The sequence below is a fragment of the Methylicorpusculum sp. genome (genome assembly GCF_030651835.1).
GTDB lineage: Bacteria > Pseudomonadota > Gammaproteobacteria > Methylococcales > Methylomonadaceae > Methylicorpusculum.
The window spans coordinates 1-20,417 of the sequence record NZ_JAUSBX010000112.1 but is presented as its reverse complement, the minus strand read 5'-3'; the positions used below and the strand labels follow the sequence as shown (position 1 = coordinate 20,417).

General features: G+C 45.2%; 15 protein-coding genes and 1 pseudogene. 5 read left to right on the top strand and 11 right to left on the bottom strand.

Annotation, left to right across the window (positions count from 1 at the left end):
- The first annotated feature begins 85 nt into the window (after positions 1-85).
- Positions 86-442, top strand: coding sequence for an RNA-binding protein (locus Q7V32_RS14835; RefSeq protein WP_304897756.1), 357 nt, complete (start codon positions 86-88; stop codon positions 440-442).
- On the opposite strand, the gene Q7V32_RS14830 is transcribed toward Q7V32_RS14835, so the two are convergent.
- The 5 genes and pseudogenes from Q7V32_RS14830 to Q7V32_RS14810 form a co-directional block, all read right to left on the bottom strand.
- Complete coding sequence (locus tag Q7V32_RS14830; protein WP_304897755.1) at positions 424-942, bottom strand: CopG family antitoxin; 519 nt, start codon at positions 940-942, stop codon at positions 424-426. The two genes, Q7V32_RS14835 and Q7V32_RS14830, sit on opposite strands and share 19 nt — an antisense overlap.
- Positions 943-1,097: 155 nt before the next feature.
- Positions 1,098-1,385 carry a hypothetical protein gene (locus tag Q7V32_RS14825; RefSeq protein ID WP_304897754.1) on the bottom strand — a complete coding sequence of 96 codons (288 nt, stop codon included), beginning with the start codon at positions 1,383-1,385 and terminating at the stop codon, positions 1,098-1,100.
- 92 nt (positions 1,386-1,477) lie between these two features.
- Entirely contained in the window at positions 1,478-2,029 is a 552-nt protein-coding gene (locus tag Q7V32_RS14820) for a hypothetical protein (RefSeq protein ID WP_304897753.1), read from the bottom strand.
- Positions 2,030-2,318: 289 nt separating this feature from the next.
- A pseudogene (locus Q7V32_RS14815) lies at positions 2,319-3,557 on the bottom strand (IS66 family transposase); the annotation flags it as partial.
- A 25-nt stretch (positions 3,558-3,582) separates the two neighbouring features.
- Positions 3,583-3,897 carry an IS66 family insertion sequence element accessory protein TnpB gene (locus Q7V32_RS14810; protein WP_304897752.1) on the bottom strand — a complete coding sequence of 105 codons (315 nt, stop codon included), beginning with the start codon at positions 3,895-3,897 and terminating at the stop codon, positions 3,583-3,585.
- Positions 3,898-4,551: 654 nt separating this feature from the next.
- On the opposite strand from Q7V32_RS14810, the gene Q7V32_RS14805 reads away from it, so the two are divergent.
- A complete protein-coding gene (locus Q7V32_RS14805) occupies positions 4,552-4,947 on the top strand; it encodes a hypothetical protein (protein ID WP_304897751.1) in 396 nt (131 codons plus the stop codon).
- A gap of 1,593 nt (positions 4,948-6,540) precedes the next feature.
- On the opposite strand, the gene Q7V32_RS14800 is transcribed toward Q7V32_RS14805, so the two are convergent.
- From Q7V32_RS14800 to Q7V32_RS14775, 6 genes are all read right to left on the bottom strand, one after another.
- Positions 6,541-7,788, bottom strand: coding sequence for a lysozyme inhibitor LprI family protein (locus Q7V32_RS14800; RefSeq protein ID WP_304897750.1), 1,248 nt, complete (start codon positions 7,786-7,788; stop codon positions 6,541-6,543).
- A gap of 259 nt (positions 7,789-8,047) precedes the next feature.
- Positions 8,048-8,344 carry a hypothetical protein gene (locus tag Q7V32_RS14795; protein WP_304897749.1) on the bottom strand — a complete coding sequence of 99 codons (297 nt, stop codon included), beginning with the start codon at positions 8,342-8,344 and terminating at the stop codon, positions 8,048-8,050.
- Positions 8,345-8,415: 71 nt separating this feature from the next.
- Positions 8,416-14,532 (bottom strand): Ig-like domain-containing protein, encoded by a 6,117-nt coding sequence (locus tag Q7V32_RS14790; RefSeq protein WP_304897748.1) that lies wholly within the window; start codon positions 14,530-14,532, stop codon positions 8,416-8,418.
- Between the two features lie 188 nt (positions 14,533-14,720).
- Positions 14,721-15,209, bottom strand: a complete 489-nt coding sequence (locus Q7V32_RS14785; protein WP_159658921.1) for a hypothetical protein — start codon at positions 15,207-15,209, stop codon at positions 14,721-14,723.
- A gap of 5 nt (positions 15,210-15,214) precedes the next feature.
- A complete protein-coding gene (gene stbB / locus Q7V32_RS14780; protein WP_304897747.1) occupies positions 15,215-15,919 on the bottom strand; it encodes a StbB family protein in 705 nt (234 codons plus the stop codon).
- A gap of 51 nt (positions 15,920-15,970) precedes the next feature.
- Positions 15,971-16,450, bottom strand: coding sequence for a hypothetical protein (locus Q7V32_RS14775; RefSeq protein WP_304897746.1), 480 nt, complete (start codon positions 16,448-16,450; stop codon positions 15,971-15,973).
- Positions 16,451-17,688: 1,238 nt separating this feature from the next.
- Here Q7V32_RS14775 and Q7V32_RS14770 point away from each other — a divergent pair.
- From Q7V32_RS14770 to Q7V32_RS14760, 3 genes are all read left to right on the top strand, one after another.
- The gene (locus Q7V32_RS14770; RefSeq protein WP_304897745.1) at positions 17,689-18,369 is read left to right on the top strand and encodes an antA/AntB antirepressor family protein; all 681 of its coding nucleotides are present in this window, start codon (positions 17,689-17,691) and stop codon (positions 18,367-18,369) included.
- 447 nt (positions 18,370-18,816) lie between these two features.
- A complete protein-coding gene (locus Q7V32_RS14765; protein ID WP_304897744.1) occupies positions 18,817-19,155 on the top strand; it encodes an antA/AntB antirepressor family protein in 339 nt (112 codons plus the stop codon).
- 51 nt (positions 19,156-19,206) lie between these two features.
- Positions 19,207-20,148, top strand: coding sequence for a hypothetical protein (locus Q7V32_RS14760; protein WP_304897743.1), 942 nt, complete (start codon positions 19,207-19,209; stop codon positions 20,146-20,148).
- The last annotated feature ends 269 nt before the right edge of the window (positions 20,149-20,417 follow it).

The window sequence follows — 20,417 nt, the reverse complement described above, 5'->3', positions numbered from 1 at the left end:
TCGAGGGTTTAGGAAAAATATGACTATCTACGTTGACAATTTGCCTTACGAGGCACCCAGTATTCAATAGAAGAATAGGAAAAATATGACTATCCACGTTGACAATTTGCCTTCCCATGCACCCCAGTATGTAATAGAAGAATTGGTTGCGCACTATGGTAGCGTTCGAAATATTGTTCTACGAGTAGATCACTTGACTGGAAGAGCAAATGGATTCTGCCTTATTGATTTTGAGAACGAAGCAGATGAAGATTCTGCAATCGCAGGCCTTGATGGATACGAGTTCTGGGGTCACTGCCTAAAAGTGAAACGGATATTGGTGAAGTCTAGCGACACCATTTTTCCGGACGTGGGCAGGTCGCCGTTCAAAGCTGTTGACTCAAGAAAAACACAGCCACACGACTCAAGAAAAACAAAGCCAGACTACTTTGATGACGATTGATAAGACATATCGCGCTTATTGGCCTCAATCTTGATGCTGTCTAGTAGACTCTCAGGCAATCTTAATGAAATCGTTTTATTCGAGGGCTTAAGGTTAAGCATCAAAACGGATTGCGCCTGATTCCAATCCACACATTTAGTGGAATCATGCGTTTCCCAGAACTCACGCTCTTCTGCTTCGGTTTTAAATATCGGTATTTTTTGGCTTTGCTCATAAACAATTCTCTCTTTTCGGTGCATGTCGCACGCCGAAATGACGCGGATTAACGTATCGGCCGAGCGCAGGGTAAAAGTAATGTGCAGAAGGCGAGTCCCATCTGTTTTGCCCAAAGCATGAAAGCGGACTCCGTTTTGGCTGTACTTTTGATCGTTCAGAATCAGAAGCGGTTGATTAAAAAAAACTTGCCCCGCTTCCGATTGGCTGACGCTATGTTTGTCCGCGCTTTTCCTAACATTACCAGCATCCCATTCAAACCTAATTATTTGCGCACATTCAATCATGACTATACATGAGATGCTATTTTTAGAGACCTTAGTTAATAACCTCTAAAACTGCAGAACAAATTACTTGATGGAGCTGCTGAGGACAGGGTTGGATGTTCGGCAACGTTCGAGACGGGTTACATACCCCGTCACGCTCAAGCTTATAGAGAATATTATTTGATACAGTCTTTGGGCGCGCGCGCAATCGTACGTGTTGACTTTTTGCCTTCGAAGTCGACCGTAACCTTGCAAGAAAAAGGCGCATCATTGGGAAGCGCTATGTTATTCAGCGTCCAATTGCCATTTTTCTGTACCGTCAATATGGCATTGGTTTCAATTGGGAGTCCGGTTCCGGTAACACCTTGTGTGACATTGGCTGTCAAACTTTTTGAAAAAAGTTCGTTTCGCTCGGCTGAGGTCAACATTTTTTGAGGCTGGATTTTTCCTTTTAAGGTCAGCACGCCCTTATTCCAACGCGCAGAACTTAAACTGAATGCCCTTACCGTTGCCGCATCGGTTTGACCGCCTGTCGGCCAGACACGGATTCTTGCGGTTACCGTATTCGATAATAATTTTTTCCTTCGAGTTCTCGCGCTCTGAATTTGACAGAGTAAACCTTGTGCGCCTGAGCTTCTGTTGGCATCCATTGAAAATCAACGGTGCACAATTGGTTAAGGTCATAAACCTCCGAAAACGAAGCGCCTTTTAAGCTTGAGGTCATTTCAAATTCGTCTTGCTCCTGATCAACTACCGATAACGGCAGCGTAAAGAGCGCACCCACTTCGGCATCCCATTCCGGAGCTATTTGGTTTAAAACAGGTCGTGTATTTTTGACTTTAGGCCCGGCATTGTTGCTGCGAGGTGAAACGATGACATAAGGGGCTCCATTGATAAGATAGGTTTCAATTGAGCGTGAAAAATTCTTTGTAATACTATTCCCATTGTTTGTCCAGGAATCCAAAACCATTACGGCCTTTCCATTTATTGCATTGATTACATTTCTTGACACTACACCTCCAACAATAACAGTGCCAGCAATAAGAGTTCCCCAATAATTTATGACACTGACAGAAGTAAATTCGTCCTTGACATTCAAAATACCCATTCGGCGCGTAATCGATGATCCATTGAGTTCGTAGACTTCTACATTCACATTATCTAAATATCTGTTCGCTTGAGTATTAAAACTAAAAAAAAGCCAAAAAAAGTAAATACTGAAACGAGTAACTTATTTGTTAACGGGTTAGGTCTTCGATTTGCTGACATGACGCTGTCTTCCTGTTTTGTTTTCGTGCAGATGAAATGAAAAAGTCACTCTTAAGGTTAATCGTTAATTTGCTCGTAACCTGTTGTTTCACTTGTGAGTCGGTTTAAAACTTTCAGGACGAGGCATATTATAGTAACTCGTCGATACGGCTGTTAGGCCAAGTCGGCAGTTTTTCCAAGGTATCTTTAAGCCATGCAGCCGGATCGAGTCCATTCAGTTTTGCCGTGCCCAGCAACGTTTGAATGGCTGCGGCACGTTGGCCGGCACGCTCAGAACCGACGAATAACCAGTTCTTTTTGCCGAGAGCAATGGGGCGAATGACGTTTTCCACGGGATTATTGTCAATGGGCAAATGTCCGGTTTCCGCATAGCGGATTAGGGACTGCCAGCGTTTCAAGGTGTAATCCAGGGCCTTGGCGGAGCCGCCGCCATCGGCAGTTTTCATTCTTGTTTGAATAAGCCATTGCTGTAAGTCATGGAGTTTGGGTTGGCTTTGCTCCACGCGTAGCTTTAGTCGAGCTTCGATGCTGAGTTCTTTACCTTGCTGTTCGATATGATACAGCTCGCCGATGCGCGTCAGGGCTTCCATCGCCATGGGACTGGCATTGGCCTGGTGCAGATCGAAGAATTTCCGACGTGCGTGCGCCCAGCAACCCAGCTCAATGCAGGGCAACGCTTCTTGACGTGTAGCGATGAACAAGGCTTTGTAGCCGCCATAGCCATCGACCACTAAGTGCCCCTGCCAGGTGCCCAGGAACTGACGCGCGTGCTCGCCGCTGCGCCCGCCTCGATAGTCGAAGACGATAATCCGCTGGCCTTCTTCCAAGTCATTGCTGCGGTAGGCCCGCAGGTAAGCCTTTTTGGTTTTTCCGCTGCCGGGATCGAGTTGCGGTACCGGCGTTTCGTCGGCGTGGAGCGTACCGCGCTCCAGCAGTAGCTTAATCAGCCGATCCGCCAGGGGTTGCAGCGCCACACCCGTGCGTCCGACCCATTCAGACAAGGTGGAACGGGCCAGGATGACTTGGTCGCGGGCGGCGATTTGTTCCAGACGGTAGAGCGGAAGATGGTTGAGGTATTTACTGATTAACACCCAAACCAGCAAACCCACTGCCGCCATACCGCCATCAATGATGGCCGGAGGAATCGGTGCGGCGGTGATGGTTTCGCAGTGACGACACGCGTATTGCGGGCGGATGTGACGATGCACAAAGAACTTGGCGGGTTCGACATCCAGTTGTTCGGTAATGTCTTCACCGATCTTGATCAAATCCTTGCCGCACTGACCGCATTGGCAGGATTCCGGTTCGTGGCGATGTTCGATGCGCGGCAGATGCAGAGGCAAGGGCTGACGACCGGCGCGAGGCTTAACCAAATTTGTCCAGGGCCACTAATCAATACAGGCATTGCAGCAACTCCGCCAGCCAGCGCGGTGATACCGCCGACGACAGTTCCAGCTGAGTTTCGTTCGTAAGCCGGAGTATTATTGCGCTTGCTTCGGTTGCAGCGACCGGTGCCGATGAAGCCACTTGGACAGAAATTAATTCGAGGGAGACATCCCTGTTCAAGGATAAATCATGCTGAACACGCCGCGTCCAAACTGAAAACGTTTTGTGGTTGAGGCCATGCTGGCGACAATAATCCGCCTGACTTAACCCGCTTTCGCGCCAAGCTTCAACATGCTGCTGCCATTGCGTATGTATTTTCATTGCTAATCCTCACTAAAAAATAGTGAGGATGCCAGAATTAAGTACAGCGTTCTATGTGTCTGGGTTGGGCGCTTACGTTCGACCCAATCCAGTCCTAGCTGTTCGTGAATTATGTGACATAAATTGGTTGGAATGCGGTCTTTCAAGCAATTTTTTAAATGCATGATTGCAAGCTGACCCTGTTGATGCGAATCACATAGAGCCAAGAAGTGTTTGATTGCAAGACCTGACTTTGTTTTTCCCTGATTTTGTCTAGAAAAAGACTCATCCCATTCTGTCGCCAGACAAGTCAAAAATGCTCAACACCCATGTCGCCATGTTTTCAGGATGAGGCTTGCCTCGAAAAACATTATTCAGTATGCTCGGTGCTTAAGCTACAGGTATAGAAACGCATTTCAGCGTGATTTGGATTCGGTATTTTTTGCTTACTCAGGTATCGTATTGGCCGTTATGACTTGTCATGTTTGAATACGTTATAAGCATAAAAATCGGCTGCTTAACCTCAACAAATCAGGCCTATAGCGCAGATTAACTGGATTTTTGAACCTTTGATGCCTCTACATGACGTTAGGCCACAGAGTGAGCCACTCCCCGAAGGATAGGTCGGGCCGTGGCGTTTAAATGCCTATCCATTCACCATGAGGAGACTTTGCTATGAAAAAAATACTAATGGCCCGCTGGGTCTTGATTTGCACCCTGGGGCTGATGGGCAGCGTTGGACTGTTTGGCACCGGCGTTGGCGAGGCGCAAGCCGCGAAAGCGGCCGATTGCCTTGCGGGGACGGCATTCGATGCCGCCAAAGCAGCCTGTGTACCGTGCCCCGCTGGCCAATACAAGAATTTTGATGGTGAGGGGGCGTGCATGCAGTGCCCAGATGGTCACATCTGTCCACGAACGGGCACAGCCATACCAGAGATGTGTCAAGCCAATAAGGCCGCAAGGTTTGATCGGACGTCGTGCATTAACTGCAGTAACGGTTTTATTAGCGAGCAAGCATCCCAATGCATCTCACCGACGAATGAGATGGATTCCTGTTGCCTAAAGAACTAGCTAGTAATGGCTTTTGTGGCTTGCAGCCCGCATTGAACTGCGCGCCAGAACTGGCAGGACGGCCGGCAAGGAAAACAGCCGTCCCGATGTCAAAGATCGAAGGCTTTGCAACGTGTCGGCAGCCCGGTAGGGCCTGGCATAGCGTGTCAGATGGGTGGAGCGAAAAGCGAAGCCCATCGACTCCAAACAACCCTGCCCAAACCTGCGCTCAAGCGGAGCGCCGCATTTTTACACTGAAAGTTACGCGGTAACTGACCAAGAGACTAGCGACATAACACCGTTGACGTTCATTTGCCGGTGGCAGAGCATAGGTCAGGTCTTTCTTTTTGCAACTTAAATCACTTTGGCCTTATCAGTGCTAATGCCGGAAGGGCACGGCAAGGTTGGACAGTGTTTGACGGGCTTCGCGATGGCCAGAACCGGCGCATCGGTGAAAACGTCAATGGCGTCTTGACCCAGGGCTTTATATCAGGATCAGAAGAAATCGCATTTCTCAAATAGATTTTTAATCCTATGCCGAGCATTTGACGGAATAGAGGATATGGTCATATGAACGTCAATTTTTGGATCACGGCAATGACCGGTTATTGCCGATTGGTTGAGGTCGCCAATGGCTGCTTTGTAGTCCTTCAGTCCCAGAATCTGCCTTCGACCGACTGGCTGCTTTGGAGAAGCGCGAGTGGCAAAAATGGGTCGCCAGGAGACCGTCTGCTGTTTAGATTCATCGCCAGAAAGCGGTCAATGAAATTCCGATTCCCGAAAAGCGGCAAGTCGTCACTAAGTTAAGCCGATCCGTTGCGGCCTATCGCTGAGTCTGATGTAATGGCTGCGGTTTGATCGCTTCTAGACATAATCACTTTTCGCCGATGATATAAGGAAACTAAATGCAGTTTTCTGCATGAGGAAATATGATTGACAATCCCAAGAAAGTAACAGCGTTAATGCAGAAGTTGAAAATGCATTTACCCATTCCAGCTAAGGCAACGGATGCGCTTATACATAATCTGCATAACAGTTCGATAAACATTTCGCCCAATGCACACATAGAAATTACGGACGTACTATATATGGGAGACGAGGGAGGTATTTGTTGCGCCCTAAAGGTAACGGATCAAGAAGAAGTCGCAGTTGTGGTTTCGCTAACACATCTCAGGCTTCCAAAGACCAGCCCGCTCTCGTCAGAAGTGCTAGCCTATCAAACTTTGCGAGCAAAGAAATTGTCCAGAAGCCGCTGAGTCGAGCAAGGATAAACTTTACCGTTAAGTTTAACAGGAGAGGTTATGATGCAGTTTTATTTCAGCGCGCCCTGTTGTTTTACGTTAAACACTAGGCGGCTTTCGAGATATTAGCAGCCATAATGCCATTTGCTTGCCAAATACTTGACATTCGGTTGAGCCACCGGTTACCTGAACTATTTAAATTGATAGTGAGCCAGAACGTCGGCTATGGATGGCTATTCATAGCGACTCAAAACTGCCCTTCGGCGATGATTTTACGTGTCTCTAACCGGACATTCGTGACGTGCTGCAACCAATTACAAACAGTCAAAAATTGTTTTTAAAATTTCAATTAATGGACGTTCTCTAATAAGTTCTATTTATCTAAGTTAAGAATTTGTTTAAGTTCTTTTGTTCTGATTTCGGTCAACCAGTTCTTCCATATATTTTCATTTATTGATGGGACTATTTGTGCAAAAAGTTTTGCCGTAGTGTCACGGTATTGAATCCAGAGTCTTTGAACAGAACGAACGCCTTCTTCGTCAATAGAAGCGTTAAAGGTGGTAATAGGCTTTTTCTTTAGCCTATTGATGACTGTTTGGTAAGTTTTATTTAGTATTCTGTCAGAATCATTACGTTGTGTTAATTTATCAGGCCTAAAATCATTATTTATTGTTTCAATCAAATCCAGATAATCTGTTTTTTGTTGCATTATTGAATCTCTTGTCCATGCCGCATAACCTGAGCCACCGTGTAATTCCTCTTTCCACGCTTTTTCCTCAATAAACCTACTGACAACACTAAATGAATTCATCAACAATTTCCCAGCATTGTTTTTTAATTTTGAAGACAATTCATTGATTCTCAGCAAGTACTCTTTATTAGCTTCCTGTTCGGCTTTTTCTGAACAATAAGATAATCCAGAGCCACTTCCTACATAGTCGCAAACATTAAATTCAAAAACTTTATTTTCTTTCCAATTAATGTATGCAGCTTCAACTGCATGACCTAATTCCATCGGAACAGAACCGCCTCTGCATACAAGTTGTAATACTACTTTAGGATTAGGAGAGCCAAAGCGTCCGCTACGCGATGCTTCTGCGGCCAGCTCCCAAATACTATAGTCGTATTCGTTTAGTTCATTTTCTTCTATGCCATATTTTTCAATAAATGTTTTTGCGTCAAAATTTCCTGCTTCAATACACTTCTTAATCGTCGAAACCTTATCTTCTTCATTAAAAAATGTTAATGACGGGTTGTAAGACTTGGCTAAATTATAGATTTCAATAGCTAATTCAGGTTTGGCAGCGGTTAGACTATTAGCACGAAAAAAAAGGGCATCAAAAACTTGTTCAAGAGCTTTTGCATGACCCATTTTTGCAGCTGCCGAAAAATGAGAAATGCGTTCTTCTTTACTTACAACAAATTTATAAGCAATGGAAAAATGTGCATCAGCATTGTTCATTTCAGCAGCTTTTAAATATAATTCTTTGGCTTTATCTTTCTCTCCTGTGTCGAATGCTTTATCTGCCATTTCCATGTATTTCTGACTAGTCTGGCAAAAAACAGACGTGTTCAGGGAAAATAATACAAATAATATAAAAAGCGTTTTTATTTTATTCATTTATTCTTTCCCAAACGTTTGATGCAGTTGTTAATGTTATGCCATAAATAAATGGAGGCTGATGTTTGGTAAACAAATGTGTCTTGTTATGTAAATACATCATTAGAATAAATTACACAATAACGAGCATTGCAGCCCAACCAACTATTGCACATAACACGCTATCTCGCTTCAACGATCCAGTCCTGTTTTGCATAAAACTGCGTGATTAAAAAACATGAATCGTTCTGCTTTCCCACCTCATTTTGCAGATAGCCGTTTATTTACCATCGCCTTTTCGTTCTCTTTGATAGGCGGCCCTGTCATCTTCAAAAGCGCTACCGATACTGCGCAAGCCATCAGTAAGTGAGCGGACCATTTTTTCTTCGGCAGGCGCGGCTTCAGGATCTTCAATCAAAACAGCGCGAAAACCCTTTTTCATAAAAGCTTCAATCCGTGCTTTGATCACAAGCGGCAATTGCATGGCGAAGAAATCCAATTGCTGTGAAGCGCGTTCGATTTGGTTTTGCGCCTGATTAGTTTCAGAATCAGGAGCGGCTCCCTCATTATTTGCCATTGCCGCTCCTGCTATCAAAAGTAGCGATAAAATTAACCCGTGATTAATCAATAAAACAACGCCACGGCTCATCAATAATTAACATGAATAGACACCGGAACAGATAATTCCTTGGCGTCATCCATGGCAACGATAGTCACTTTGGCCGACTGGGGTTGTCCGGATTTGCTGAAACTGATCCGGTAGGATGTCGAGCCAATCGGTTGGTCGTTTACCCGCCACGAATAACCAATAACTTTGCCGTCAGGGTCGGTGCATTTTGATTCAACATAGACAACAAATGAATTTGGTTTTGAGATCAATTCACAGGTGGGCAATTGGTTTTTAGTTAAGTGAATAGGTGCATTAGAGGTCATGGTTTTACCCATTTTGCTATGCAGCGTGTAGCTAATGGTGTGGTCACCAGGCTCAGCAATAGTGGTGATCATAAAAGGTCGATTCTGATACTCATCAATGACTGCTCCATCAACAGACCAAGATTGGGCGATAACAGAATCTAGCGGATGACCGCCGGAAACAGTAGGCCTAACCGTGATTGACATAGGGGCCCGATCAGCGAGATTGGACTTGGCAAGCCTGAGTTGAGCTCTATAAGGCACCGGTTCTTCTGCCGAGACCTGCTGATTCAATACGGTTTGATGGCCTCGTTTATCCTTGATGGTAATGGAAACAGTGTACTGACCCGCCTGTAAAACTTGGACCATTGCCCTGGAAGGGGAGGCTTCGTTACTGCGACCGTTCACACTTTCTGGATATGACCAGTGATAACTAAGCCCCTCAAAGCGGGTATTCATTTTTGGTGCGTCATGAGTGACCTGCAAAGCAAGGTCTGAGGGCGCTTGTGGCGTAAATTGTTTAACGGACACGGTGAAGTTTGGCCAGACATATTGCCATGGCACGTATTTTATAGTGGTTTCTTTAGACGTAGTCTCTTTATAGCCGCTGACCCATGCTCGAAAAATCAATGGTTTGGTATCAATCAAATCCTGAGTAGTCGGCGTCCAATCAAGCGTTCGTCCCGATACCGTTTTACCATCAGGTAACTGCCATTCGGTAATCAAGTTATTGACACTTTGGATTGAACCCCATGACGGCCTGGCAGTGCCTGTATAGCGATAAGTCTTGCCCGTTTCGACATTGCGCGGTCCTTGTGCGTTAATAGTCGGGCTGCTCGGGGCTGTAATACCGAGATGGCTACGGATTGTTGTCCAGGAATTAGGGTCTGTTTCACTGGTATTTGAAGGTCTGGATCGTAAGGTGAGTGAGACCTTTCCTTCTGATTGTGGGGTAAATGTGATCGTTTTTCCGGTGAATCGTTCTCTGCCTGTTGACGAGTCAATCGTCCATTGATCAACAGTATCCCGAATGGCTGAACCATTATTTAGATGCTCTGCTGAAAAAGTAACCGGTTGATTTGGGTGGGCGTGGCGAGGGCCTATAATCTTTGCGACAACCTTGGCGTAGGAGAATAATTCAACCGGATCAGAGTAACTTTCTAACAAGGTGTTCTTATTAACCATTTTAACCCGGATCAACTTTTTCCCGGGCGAATCCATAGCCAGGCTATAGGCGAACGTATTTGCAGGATTGTAGTTTATCCACGTAGATCCCTCATCATCACTTTCATACCAAGTGGCACTCTGGAGAGCGGCACGGTTGTCTAAAGTCATGTTCAGTTTTAAACGGAATGCTTTGGGCCAAGGTGCTTCACGGGTATTTGCAACTACAGTTCCTTGAATAGGCGATCCCTTAACGACTTGCACATAACGCGTGGGTGAAAGCAGTGTGCTTTCAAGCCCATCAACCGAAGAGACTAACTCGGCAGCAGCGGTTAATTTCATGAAATGATGCCCCGATGGATTGATCCGAAAAGTAGCAACTCCGTCAACCAAATCCACAGATTCAGTCACCGCCTGTCTATCAGGATCATTGTTGGTCTCTGCTAGAATTTTAACGCGCCAATTACCCATCGTCTCCGGAGTGTATTTAACGCCGTTTTTTAATAACTTACCCACCCTGACCCTAACGGTAATCATTTCCGTGTCAGGCGTTTTTGTCGGCGTGTCGATAGACAGCCGCAGGTTACTTTCAGTCCCGCCTACCGCCGTGATCAGGTACTCTTTAAATAGCTGTGGGTAATCTTGCCAGGCAACCCGCAACCTTATATTCCTTTCTTCCAGCAATTTAAGCTCTGGTGTTGTAACCCAGTAACCGGCGCCATTAGAAACGTTTTCACGCTCGAAATTTTGAGCGCTATCCTGGATGGAAATTTTCATCTTGGCTGCGGTTGTGACGCCCGCTGAAACGATTGCTCGTGTTACCGCTTGGTTGAGGGGAACGTAGTATTTATTGGCAATGATTTTTTGACCCCCTCTAAAGGTTAATTCGGGAGGGGGTAGTTCATTAACGGTAACATCAAAGTGGCTGTTTTGTAAGATCATGCTAGATCCGTTGGGGAAATAGCGTTTTATCGATAAACCCAGGGTCGTTCTACCTATCTTATTTAAAGAGCCTTCGAGTTTATACTGATTAAGGGACAATTTTTTGGTCAAACTGTCTGTGCCGGTAGTCGTGACAAAGCACGCACGTTTACCCCTTGATGCTTCTATTTCAGCAGTTTGTTCGTTGTCAAATAACACACACAACGGTCCTGATAATTGCTTTAATGTTAAATTCAGTTTTTCAATGCCAATGAAAACGTTATTTTTTCCAGTAAATTCGAATTGAGATTGGATAACAGCTGTTACCCTGATGGTTTTAGTGATGGGTTTAGCGTCGTAGCGGACACCGGATGCCCAACGAGACACCCTCGCTTGTAGTGTGTATTCACCAACAACGTAAGGATAACCCGACAACGTGGGCAAACCTGACGCATCAAAATTGGCTTGCATAGCTTGAATGTTCGAAGTTAATGTCACATAACATTTTTTTGTATCATTCTCGGCTTCGGATTGGACGCTGGTTAATGAACAATTGGGATTGCGTAATGGCTGAAGACTCGCCTGAAGATGGACTTCCCCTTGAGGAATGACTTCATGACTTACATTTAACGTGGGCAAAGTAACGTCTTCAACAGAGAATGCCTGGGTTTTAAGCTGAGTTCCGGCTGCACCCGTAATGCTGAGTTCAGCCGTGTAGTCACCGACGGTTAGACCGGTTCCAGAGCGAGTCAAGGTGGCATTGTCACCGTGAGCAAGCGAGGATAAAGGCAAGGTCTCAACCGTTTGAAAACCCTTTTTAATGACTAACGAACCTGTCAAAGGGCCATTGCAGGAATAGGCTTTATAGACGGCTGAATAACGGGGTATCTCGTTAGGCAATAATTTGGGAATATCCAGGGTATTAATAACCGGCGCGGCACAAGACACCACGGTGTTTCTTATCACTTGACCCACCTTAACCATAGCGGTGCCATCGTGCTTAAATACTTCCGCGATGATGTCATAGTTTCCGGCACCGCTTATAATTCCTGACAGTGCGGGCAAGTCTCCCGAATTATCCCGCACTAATCCAGGCGCTGAAGAGTGTAAGGTCAGATGGCACTTAGACGGATCAGTCATGGCCGCAGCCAGATCAGTGGTAAATGGACAATTGATCTGCGTTGGGTTGGTTAATTTAGCCTGTACAGGGGTTTCATTAATGATGACCTGTTGCGATGGCGATACGGTCAGATTCGGTAGGTTGATTGCATTAACCGTGAGTAGGGCGGTCTTGCTTGTTGATCCTGAGTCACTTGCTGCGGTCAGGCGAACGATATAAGTTCCGAGCGAAGCTATACCATGACTGAGGAACGGTCTGACTTGGTTAATACCTTTTGGGGTCGACTGGTTAATCCCTGATACGACCTCGACGCTATTGCCGTCAAGCACATCCAATTTGACGCGACTGTGAGTCGAGCATTCTGGAAAGGAATAAGTGGCATCGGCATAAAAGGGCGCTGCTTGCAAAACCGAACTGACTGGCAGCGATAAGGATGAGATGGTTGGATTATCGCAGAGTACATTGATAGTCCCATTACTCACCAGAGTCGCACCACCCTTATCAGTGACTCTGAACTTAAAGGATAAAGTCCCAGAGAATTTACCGTCGGCAGGGGGCGTATACAGGAAACTGCCGGAGTTGATAGACAGTGTCCCCGCCGTAGGTTGTTCTGTAATACTGTAAGTAAATGCCTCTGATTTGCCGGCTGTGACATTGGGGTCGGTGATTGTTGGGAGGGTAAGCTCGCTAGCGACTGTAGATCCAGCCGATAATGTTAGCACCGCAGCGGTGGGTGGTGCATTAGCCCACCCCTCGGCTAGATTGCTTTGGGGACCAATGAGTGAGCCGACGATTACTTTTAACGTATAAAAGTAGGAAGCAACACCTTGGACTGTTGAGTCTTGATAGCTACTGACGGGTACCGATGTCAGCGTGGCAATCTTGGTAGGGGGGGCTGTTGGACTCGAAGCCCGCCAGATTTCGTAACCCGTTGCATCGGGATGACTGGGCCATTGAAGTCTGATATTGCCGGTTGATGTTCCTTGACTAGCCGTGACATCAGTCATGACCGGAACAATCTTACTAAAACCTACGTCTTGATCAGAGTCCGGACTGAATAAGATATTGCCTGGTTGCTCATCATTTTTTGCTACGACTGTATAGAATTGGGGCGTACTGCTTGTTGAGCTTGTGTTATGAACAAAACTGGCGGATGTTAAATTAGAAGCCAACAAGCTGCCTTTATCGCCGGACCTGAACGATCGATATAGATCGTATTTGGTCGCATCCGGGCTCGGCGTCCAGGTAATTAAAATGCGACCATATTCCGTTCCATCGGTTGCATTAAGATTTTGAACTTTGTTCGGTGTGATTAATCCGGTTCGTGTCCAAAATTGAGTGCCATCAGTGTGACTTAGGCCGTGCAAACCCGTTGGATTGTCTCCCGTAACCCAAATAGTGCCGTTGGTCCTTAACGCGAGCGAATGGTAAATGCCAATTGAAGTAAAAGAAACTTGATCGAAAACTTGTTTCCAGTAAGGGGTAAAAGTCGATCCATCACCGTTTTGTCCGGTTGACGTTCCTCTGCCGGCGGACCAGAGAGAGCCGTCATTCAGGGTAGCAAGAACCACATTGTTTACCGACAAGGCGCCTTCTGTTGCGGAAACATCCTTAACATTATCCAGAACTTTACGAAATGCCGTTGTTGTAAAACGACCCGAGCCATCAGGTAGATTGGCATTACCTCTGAACGCCCAAAGACTGTTGTCGTATCGTAACGATAAAATCACATAACTATTAACGCAACTAGAACCGCAGTTCCCATAGACGACAGTTTGTATCTTTTTAATACCGGTAGATCTTTGTGTTGATCCTTCGAACAAACTACCATCATTTCTGAGGGTAACAATAACCGGCGTGGTGCCTGATAGCACAGAGGTGATTTGCTTAATATTCGTATAGAGTGTTGGTGCCCAATTTGTGGCCTGGGTACCGGTATAAGCAACGCCTGAAACAACGGCCCAAAAAGTTGATTTATTGTAGTTGGTATGCAGGGATGAAACGCCCGTCAAGATTTGCTGCCAAGTGTTTGAATAACCGCTTCCTGTCGCCCAGAGTGTGCCGTTGGTTTTCAACGCGAACGACACGGAGGCTCCGGCAAGCATATCGGAAACACCGGTCAATACGGGTTTGAAAACGGTCGATTGAGACACTGTTCCGTCGCCCAGTTGACCGTTAGCATTTAAACCGGATGCAAACAATCGTCCGTCCGCTTTTAACGCTAAACTATGATGATTACCTGCAGAGATTTTGGTGTATCCATTAGCAACGGTTGGACCTAATGATTGTGCGGGTAATTTTTGATAGCCATAATCGATATTACTCCAAGTTCCCGCTGCGTTTCTAATTCGGTAGCCATAGGTGACCCCCTTTTCTGCAGCAGTATCCTGGTAGGTTTTAGTGGTAACCGTGGCGATTTGCGTCATGATCCCATTAACCCCCAAAGCCCGATAAATTCTATAGGTGGACGAGGCCGTGTCTTGCCATTGAAGAGCAATGCCGTTAGCTTGGCTACCCTTTGTTGCCGTTAGACCGGTAGGCGCGGCATGAGCGACAAACGAGTAACAAGACGTCAATAAAAGCAGAGCGGCAAACAACCTTGCCTTATTGACACACTTTAAAACACGCACAACTAAGCTTTTTTGCATGGCGATACTCCAACAACCTTAAATCATCTATTAAGCTTCTATTAAGCTACACAATTTGATTTTCAAGTGGGTTGAAAGAGGTGCTTTTTAGTGCGCCTTTTGAGGGCGCAAAGTGATTAAAAGTCTTGGCGTAAAAAATCCGGACACTAAAAAGATCAGCTCCGGTCTTTAGGTTGGGGTCATCAGCACTAATACGCTTGCTCAATCTTCGACTTGCTTTTTTCGTCCAACTCATTCCACACCGCCATCACGGCCCTTCCGATTGCGGCCTGCTCAGCCTGTTCTCTTCCAAACAGCCAATACGATCCGTAAACACTGATTGCCGATGCCGTAATGGCGATTGTCAAAGCGATTAAAACTTGCGATCGCACTGACAAGCCGTCCGCACGTTCTACCTCGTTGACCATCCGATTGACGGTTTTGGTCACGGCCGTATTCAGCTTGGCTTCGAAGACTTTTTTTTCCCGGTCGGCCACCCTGGAAAATTCGGCCTGCTTTTCGAGGGCATGGCTGTCTACCCGAGCAATCGAAGCGACCAGCTTATTTTCCAGTTCAGCAACGAGAGGCATGAATTTAGCTTCAACTTCGCCGATCTGTTGAATCAGGATGCTAATTTCATCAATGGCTTCAATAAGCAGTGCTGCCCTTTTTCCCCGTCCAGGCCTTATCTCGTTCACGGTCATTAGCCGAATAGCTCGGCGAAACAGTCGTCAAGATTTTTGCTAACGTGCTTAGCAAGGCATTTCAGCCCATACATATCGATCCAGTGATCACGTTGTTTTTGATCCGCCTCTTTGTTTTCGCGCAGAAGCGCCCTGTAATCCTTGTTATCTTCCTGCAATTTTTTAATCGTCATTTTTTTTATCGCCAGTTCGTCAAATAGCTCACTTTCAAAAATAAGCGCTTTGTTGTTGATTGGTATGTTATTTTTTTTTGTGTAATTCAATAATACGAGAAATTCTTCTTCAACATTTGATTCTACCCGGTTAAATATGAGTCGTATTTTACTGTCAGGTATGCCGAATTCCTTTAGCGTCATGATCATCGAAATGGTTTCTCTCTGCTCCTTCGTGCCGCTTGTCACCGGTATAACAAAGAAATCAATTTCCTCATTCGTCGCACTGAACCGAGTCATTCCATTAAGAAAGTTTTCGATATTCGATGTCCCTACATCAATAATCGGTGCATCCGTATCAATTATTTTCCTAAATATCTCTTTAAATTTATCAGCCTTAATTTGATCAACTTTTATTCCAATACCGGCTGCCGATTCATTAAAACTTTCTACCGCAATTATCGAAGAGTTATTTATGCGTGGCAGGAGCAAATGCGAGGCGATTGTGGTTTTTCCAACAGTACCCGTGTAATTCATAACGACGACTTTCATTTATTGATTACCTTTATAAAATTTAAAAATATTTTTATAATTAAATGTTGCTCAATCATAATTACCATTAAGATCATCATCTAATTCTTTTAGCGTTTTTTCTCTAATTTTCCTTATGTCATCCGGAGTATGATATTTTTTAGAGTCATCTTCTTTAATATCGACTCTATCATTGGTATTCTCTTTATCCATAAGATAGGCTTGGTCGCTTATGATCGATTTATCATTATTTCCATTATCAACATATGGATATACTTGATTAATAATATTATCTGATATAAGGTCTGTATTAACGCCCTTTTGTTTTCTTTCTTTTCTGATGCGGTATAAGTTTTTGTCGAAGGATTGAAGAGTTATCCTTCGATCATAAGTTTCGTTCAGCTTTTTCAGTATTATTTCTCTCGTCACACCCGAGGCTAGTGATGCCTCAATCTGATCGTACAGAGTCCGCATTAACATCGTTCCGCTCTTGTTCCCCATATCAACTTTTAATCCTTCTAGTACTTTGAGCCCTTCTTCTTTTGTTTTCAAATCGTTCTCCCTTATCTCTAGTCCGACACTTGTCCGGCTAATGTCCTATGCGCGTCCGTCATCTGTCTAGCGCATGGCTTAATACCGTACTAATAGCAACGCATGCTTGACTGCTAAATTTCACTAATTCGTCGTGCGGATGTCTTGCTTCAAGCTTACACACAGCCAAACGAGCTTGCTCGACCGAAAGACGCGTTTTTTCGGCCTCTTTCGATTTTGTGGTGCATGCCAGTTGACAATCTCTGGAGGATCATTAGAAAATTGGAGTTCGTTGATGGGTTTTGTGCAGCAGGATGCCTCTATCCCGATAAGTCGTGCTACGGGAGCACGCTAAACAGATCCGAGATCCCCCGGACCGCTAAGGCGGCAGGAAGCCACCGGGACCCTTCTTTACCGGCAAAATAGCCGGAAAATCATCGCGCCCAAGTTGCGTCCACTGATCGCATAAATGTTATGCGTCAGTATAATTATCTTATATTTCAGTAAGTTGTGCTTTAATCCAAAATTCAATTACCCTGAAAGAACGGGTGAATTTTTAACCCTTCCACGCAAGATCTGCCCGTAAGACGGCGCCTTTGCGTCCCACCCGGAAATCGGCCAAAATTTTTTCCCCCGCCGCTTTTTCTCAACATAGACACTTTGGTCTTTGTTCATTTCAGGCCAAATTTCCCAAAAGAAACATAGGCATACCAACTCCACGATACCAATTTCCATTTAGGAAAAGTTGGGATTCGTTGGATTTTCACGTTGAAACCGCTCAGAACGAGGCAGCGCCTGTCCATAGAAAATGTATGGCAGCCCGATTGACACCCACCTGCACGGCGTAATTTCAGCAATTTTTCGCCTCGCGCGGCGTCGAAACAAATAGCGCATTGACGCTCTTTTACCTGCAGCCCTGCTGGGAGGCTGTTCCCAAGCACCTTATGCTCACCGTCGAGAGAAGTGTGTCCGCAGAAAAAGAGGCGTTGGTGGAATCCCCTTAGGATTTCACCAGGAGCCGGGTTACGCCTGCTCTCGACGTAAAAGAACAATAGGTCACACCCCGGCTCCACACCGGAGCGGCCGATAGCTCGTGCGTGCACGGGTTATCGGCTGCTGCGGTGTGGGGCTGATCGCCAATTTTGACGACAAGGTAGTGAAAACGAAAGAAGCCGAAAAACCGCGTCTTTCGCTATAACCGATCTTGGTCTAAAGCAATATGCTGCCCACTTCTAATCCCAAAATCTATAGGAACTTTTATGAGCAAAGTGGTAAAAACGATTGATAATAAAGAAGTTATTCCCGTAGTTGACGGCGAAATCGGCGGCATCAAGCAGCCTGTGGTGGACGGGAGGACGCTCCACGCGGCTATGGGAGTCAGTCGTGACTTCACGACCTGGATGAAAAAGCGCATTTCCGACTACGGGTTTCAGAAAGGTGTTGACTACGTGCTCACCAAAACGGGGGAGCAGCTGCCAAGTGGCACAAAGTATTCCTGCGACTACGCTCTCACCCTCGAAATGGCCAAGGAGTTGGCGATGATTGAACGTAATGACATGGGCAGGAAAATTCGGCGCTATTTCATCCAATGCGAACGGGACCTACTGATGAATCAGTGTGCGAATATGCAACGTAACGAAAAAATTGCCGAGCGAGACAGGGAAAAGGAAGATCGGGAGTTTTGTCACTTGCATGAATTAACGACTTCACGCGTTCTTTACTGGGCCATAAAAAAACGCGACCACATTTACCAGCCCGGTATGGATCATGATCTACTGTTTTCGATTCTTGAAGATATTCAGGCCTCCATTTATAAAGAACATATTCGCAGCTTTAAAAGAAAATTCCCGTTTGCATATTCGTCCGAATATTTTTTAGAAATGAAATCATTCATTAAAAATTGGACGCCAGTATTTTTCACAAATAGCTCAGCACCCTAAAAACGAACGAAAAGGCGCTTAAAAGTCGATCCTTTTGATGTTGCTAAGTCGTCAATAAAAATAATATATTCAATTTTTCGACACTTATATTATGAATAATGATCCTTACGACTAAAGAAAAAGACTCAAATGATAACGAAATCCTTACCCTATCAAATGACCTGTCAAATGTTATTTTTTATTGGATAAAATACTGGTCAGAAATCAGGCTTGTCATGAGTGATATAACTGATTTCAATTCAGAAACAATAGCCTTAATGAAAACTGAAATCGAGAACGATTTAATAGAAGAGTTATCGAACGCTATCCGCCTCAACTTGAATGATGAATATATTCCATTGCAAAGCCTTATTTACTTTATAAACAACTTTAAACCCAAGTTCTATCTAAATAGGCATTAAATAAAAGTTACCAATATACCTAACATTAATTATAGGGTTTTTTATTATGTCCCAACAAAATAAATCATTATTAGCATCTAAAAAAATTGATATCGACAAATCGGTGATATACAGAAGACTCAAGGGATCAAATACGCCTTTGGATATCTTACTCGACTGGCATGTTCTTCATAAAATCCTTCAAACCGAAACTGATTTTTCACAGTGGATTCGTTCTATCATTCAAGAGTACCGATACGTTCAGGGTGAGGATTACTTTTTAGAAGGAAACCAATATGCCTACATAACTTTAGATATGGCAAAAGAGATCTGCTTACTCAACAAAAGTGAAGCCGGCATGTCGCTCCGTCGCACACTGATAACGTTAACCTCGACTATCAATTAGCGTGCCATGCTAGATCTGATTTTCATCGAATCCTTTGCATAGCCTCGCTTAATGGACAAAACGCTTACACACCACAAAGTACGCCGTCATCCTTTGTATAAAAGTGGCGAAGAAGCCTTAACGCGCCTTCCGGATTGTCCATTACAAAAGCGACCGGTACTGATCAATCATTGGTTACATTTTTGCGTATGGTCAACTACCCAAGACGGTAATCAGCTTGACAGCATTGTATCGGTTACCCGTGATCACGTTATCCGCTACGGACAGTATTTAAAATCCGAATTCGACCTCGGAAAACGCTTAAGCACAGCCGGCGCGGCAAGTAGCTTATCTTTTGTGAATGCGGTCATGAGGCTGATGGACAACGACTGGCAAACCGTAGGCGCAGTAACCGACTGCGGCATCCAACCTTGTTCCCATATCCCCACTGACAAACTGCAGCTAGACAAAAACGGTCGCCCCGATAGTGAAAGCCTTGCCGGTTACCTACTCGAACTTCAGTCGGTCCTTGGCGTTACCGTGAGAGAAGCGTTGCTTCTTGATTTGAAAAAATCGCTCATAGAAGGTCGAACAACAGGATTTGTAACGGTAGCGCACTATCAAAACGGTGTGAGACGAAAAGTTCCGTGTCGACCCGCAGCGATCAAAGCACTGGGCAGCGGCATAGCGGCCAGACGCTTGCAGAAGCGGTTGCCCAAAAAATGGGCATTTGATGATTTTCTCGCAGCGCACAACAAACTTGCGGCCAGAAAAGGCTACTCCACCAATACTGCCCGTGGTCACTACGCTCGCGATCGGTACCGGGAATTGACCGGTGTCGAGCCACCGATTCTTTCCGGACTTAGCCGAACTGACCATTGGCACGCCATTGCTCAGCATTCCAATAGGACATTATCCGAAGGGAAAGGACTCGACAAAAATTCTCGTCATGCAATAGCCAAGGAACTGGGCTTATTAGGTATCGAGACCGTATCGTCTTTTTTAGACAAGTGATTTCAACAAAGGTATTCCATGAAGACAATAAACAAAAGCAAGGACAATTCAGCCCCCGTACCAGTGTTTAGCGTCAAGCTACGTGGCATTGTTGTTTGGTCAGTGAGTGCGCGAGACCTGCACGCCGCTCTCGGAATGTGTCAATGACATTGAGACACCCAGTTGTTTTATTTAGTGTCTAATTGTTGTGTATTTATGGGTCAAGTTTCTCCCTTTGTGTTAATAGGCGGATTAATCCAAACGGCGTTAGGCAAGCTGGGTGGTAAAGG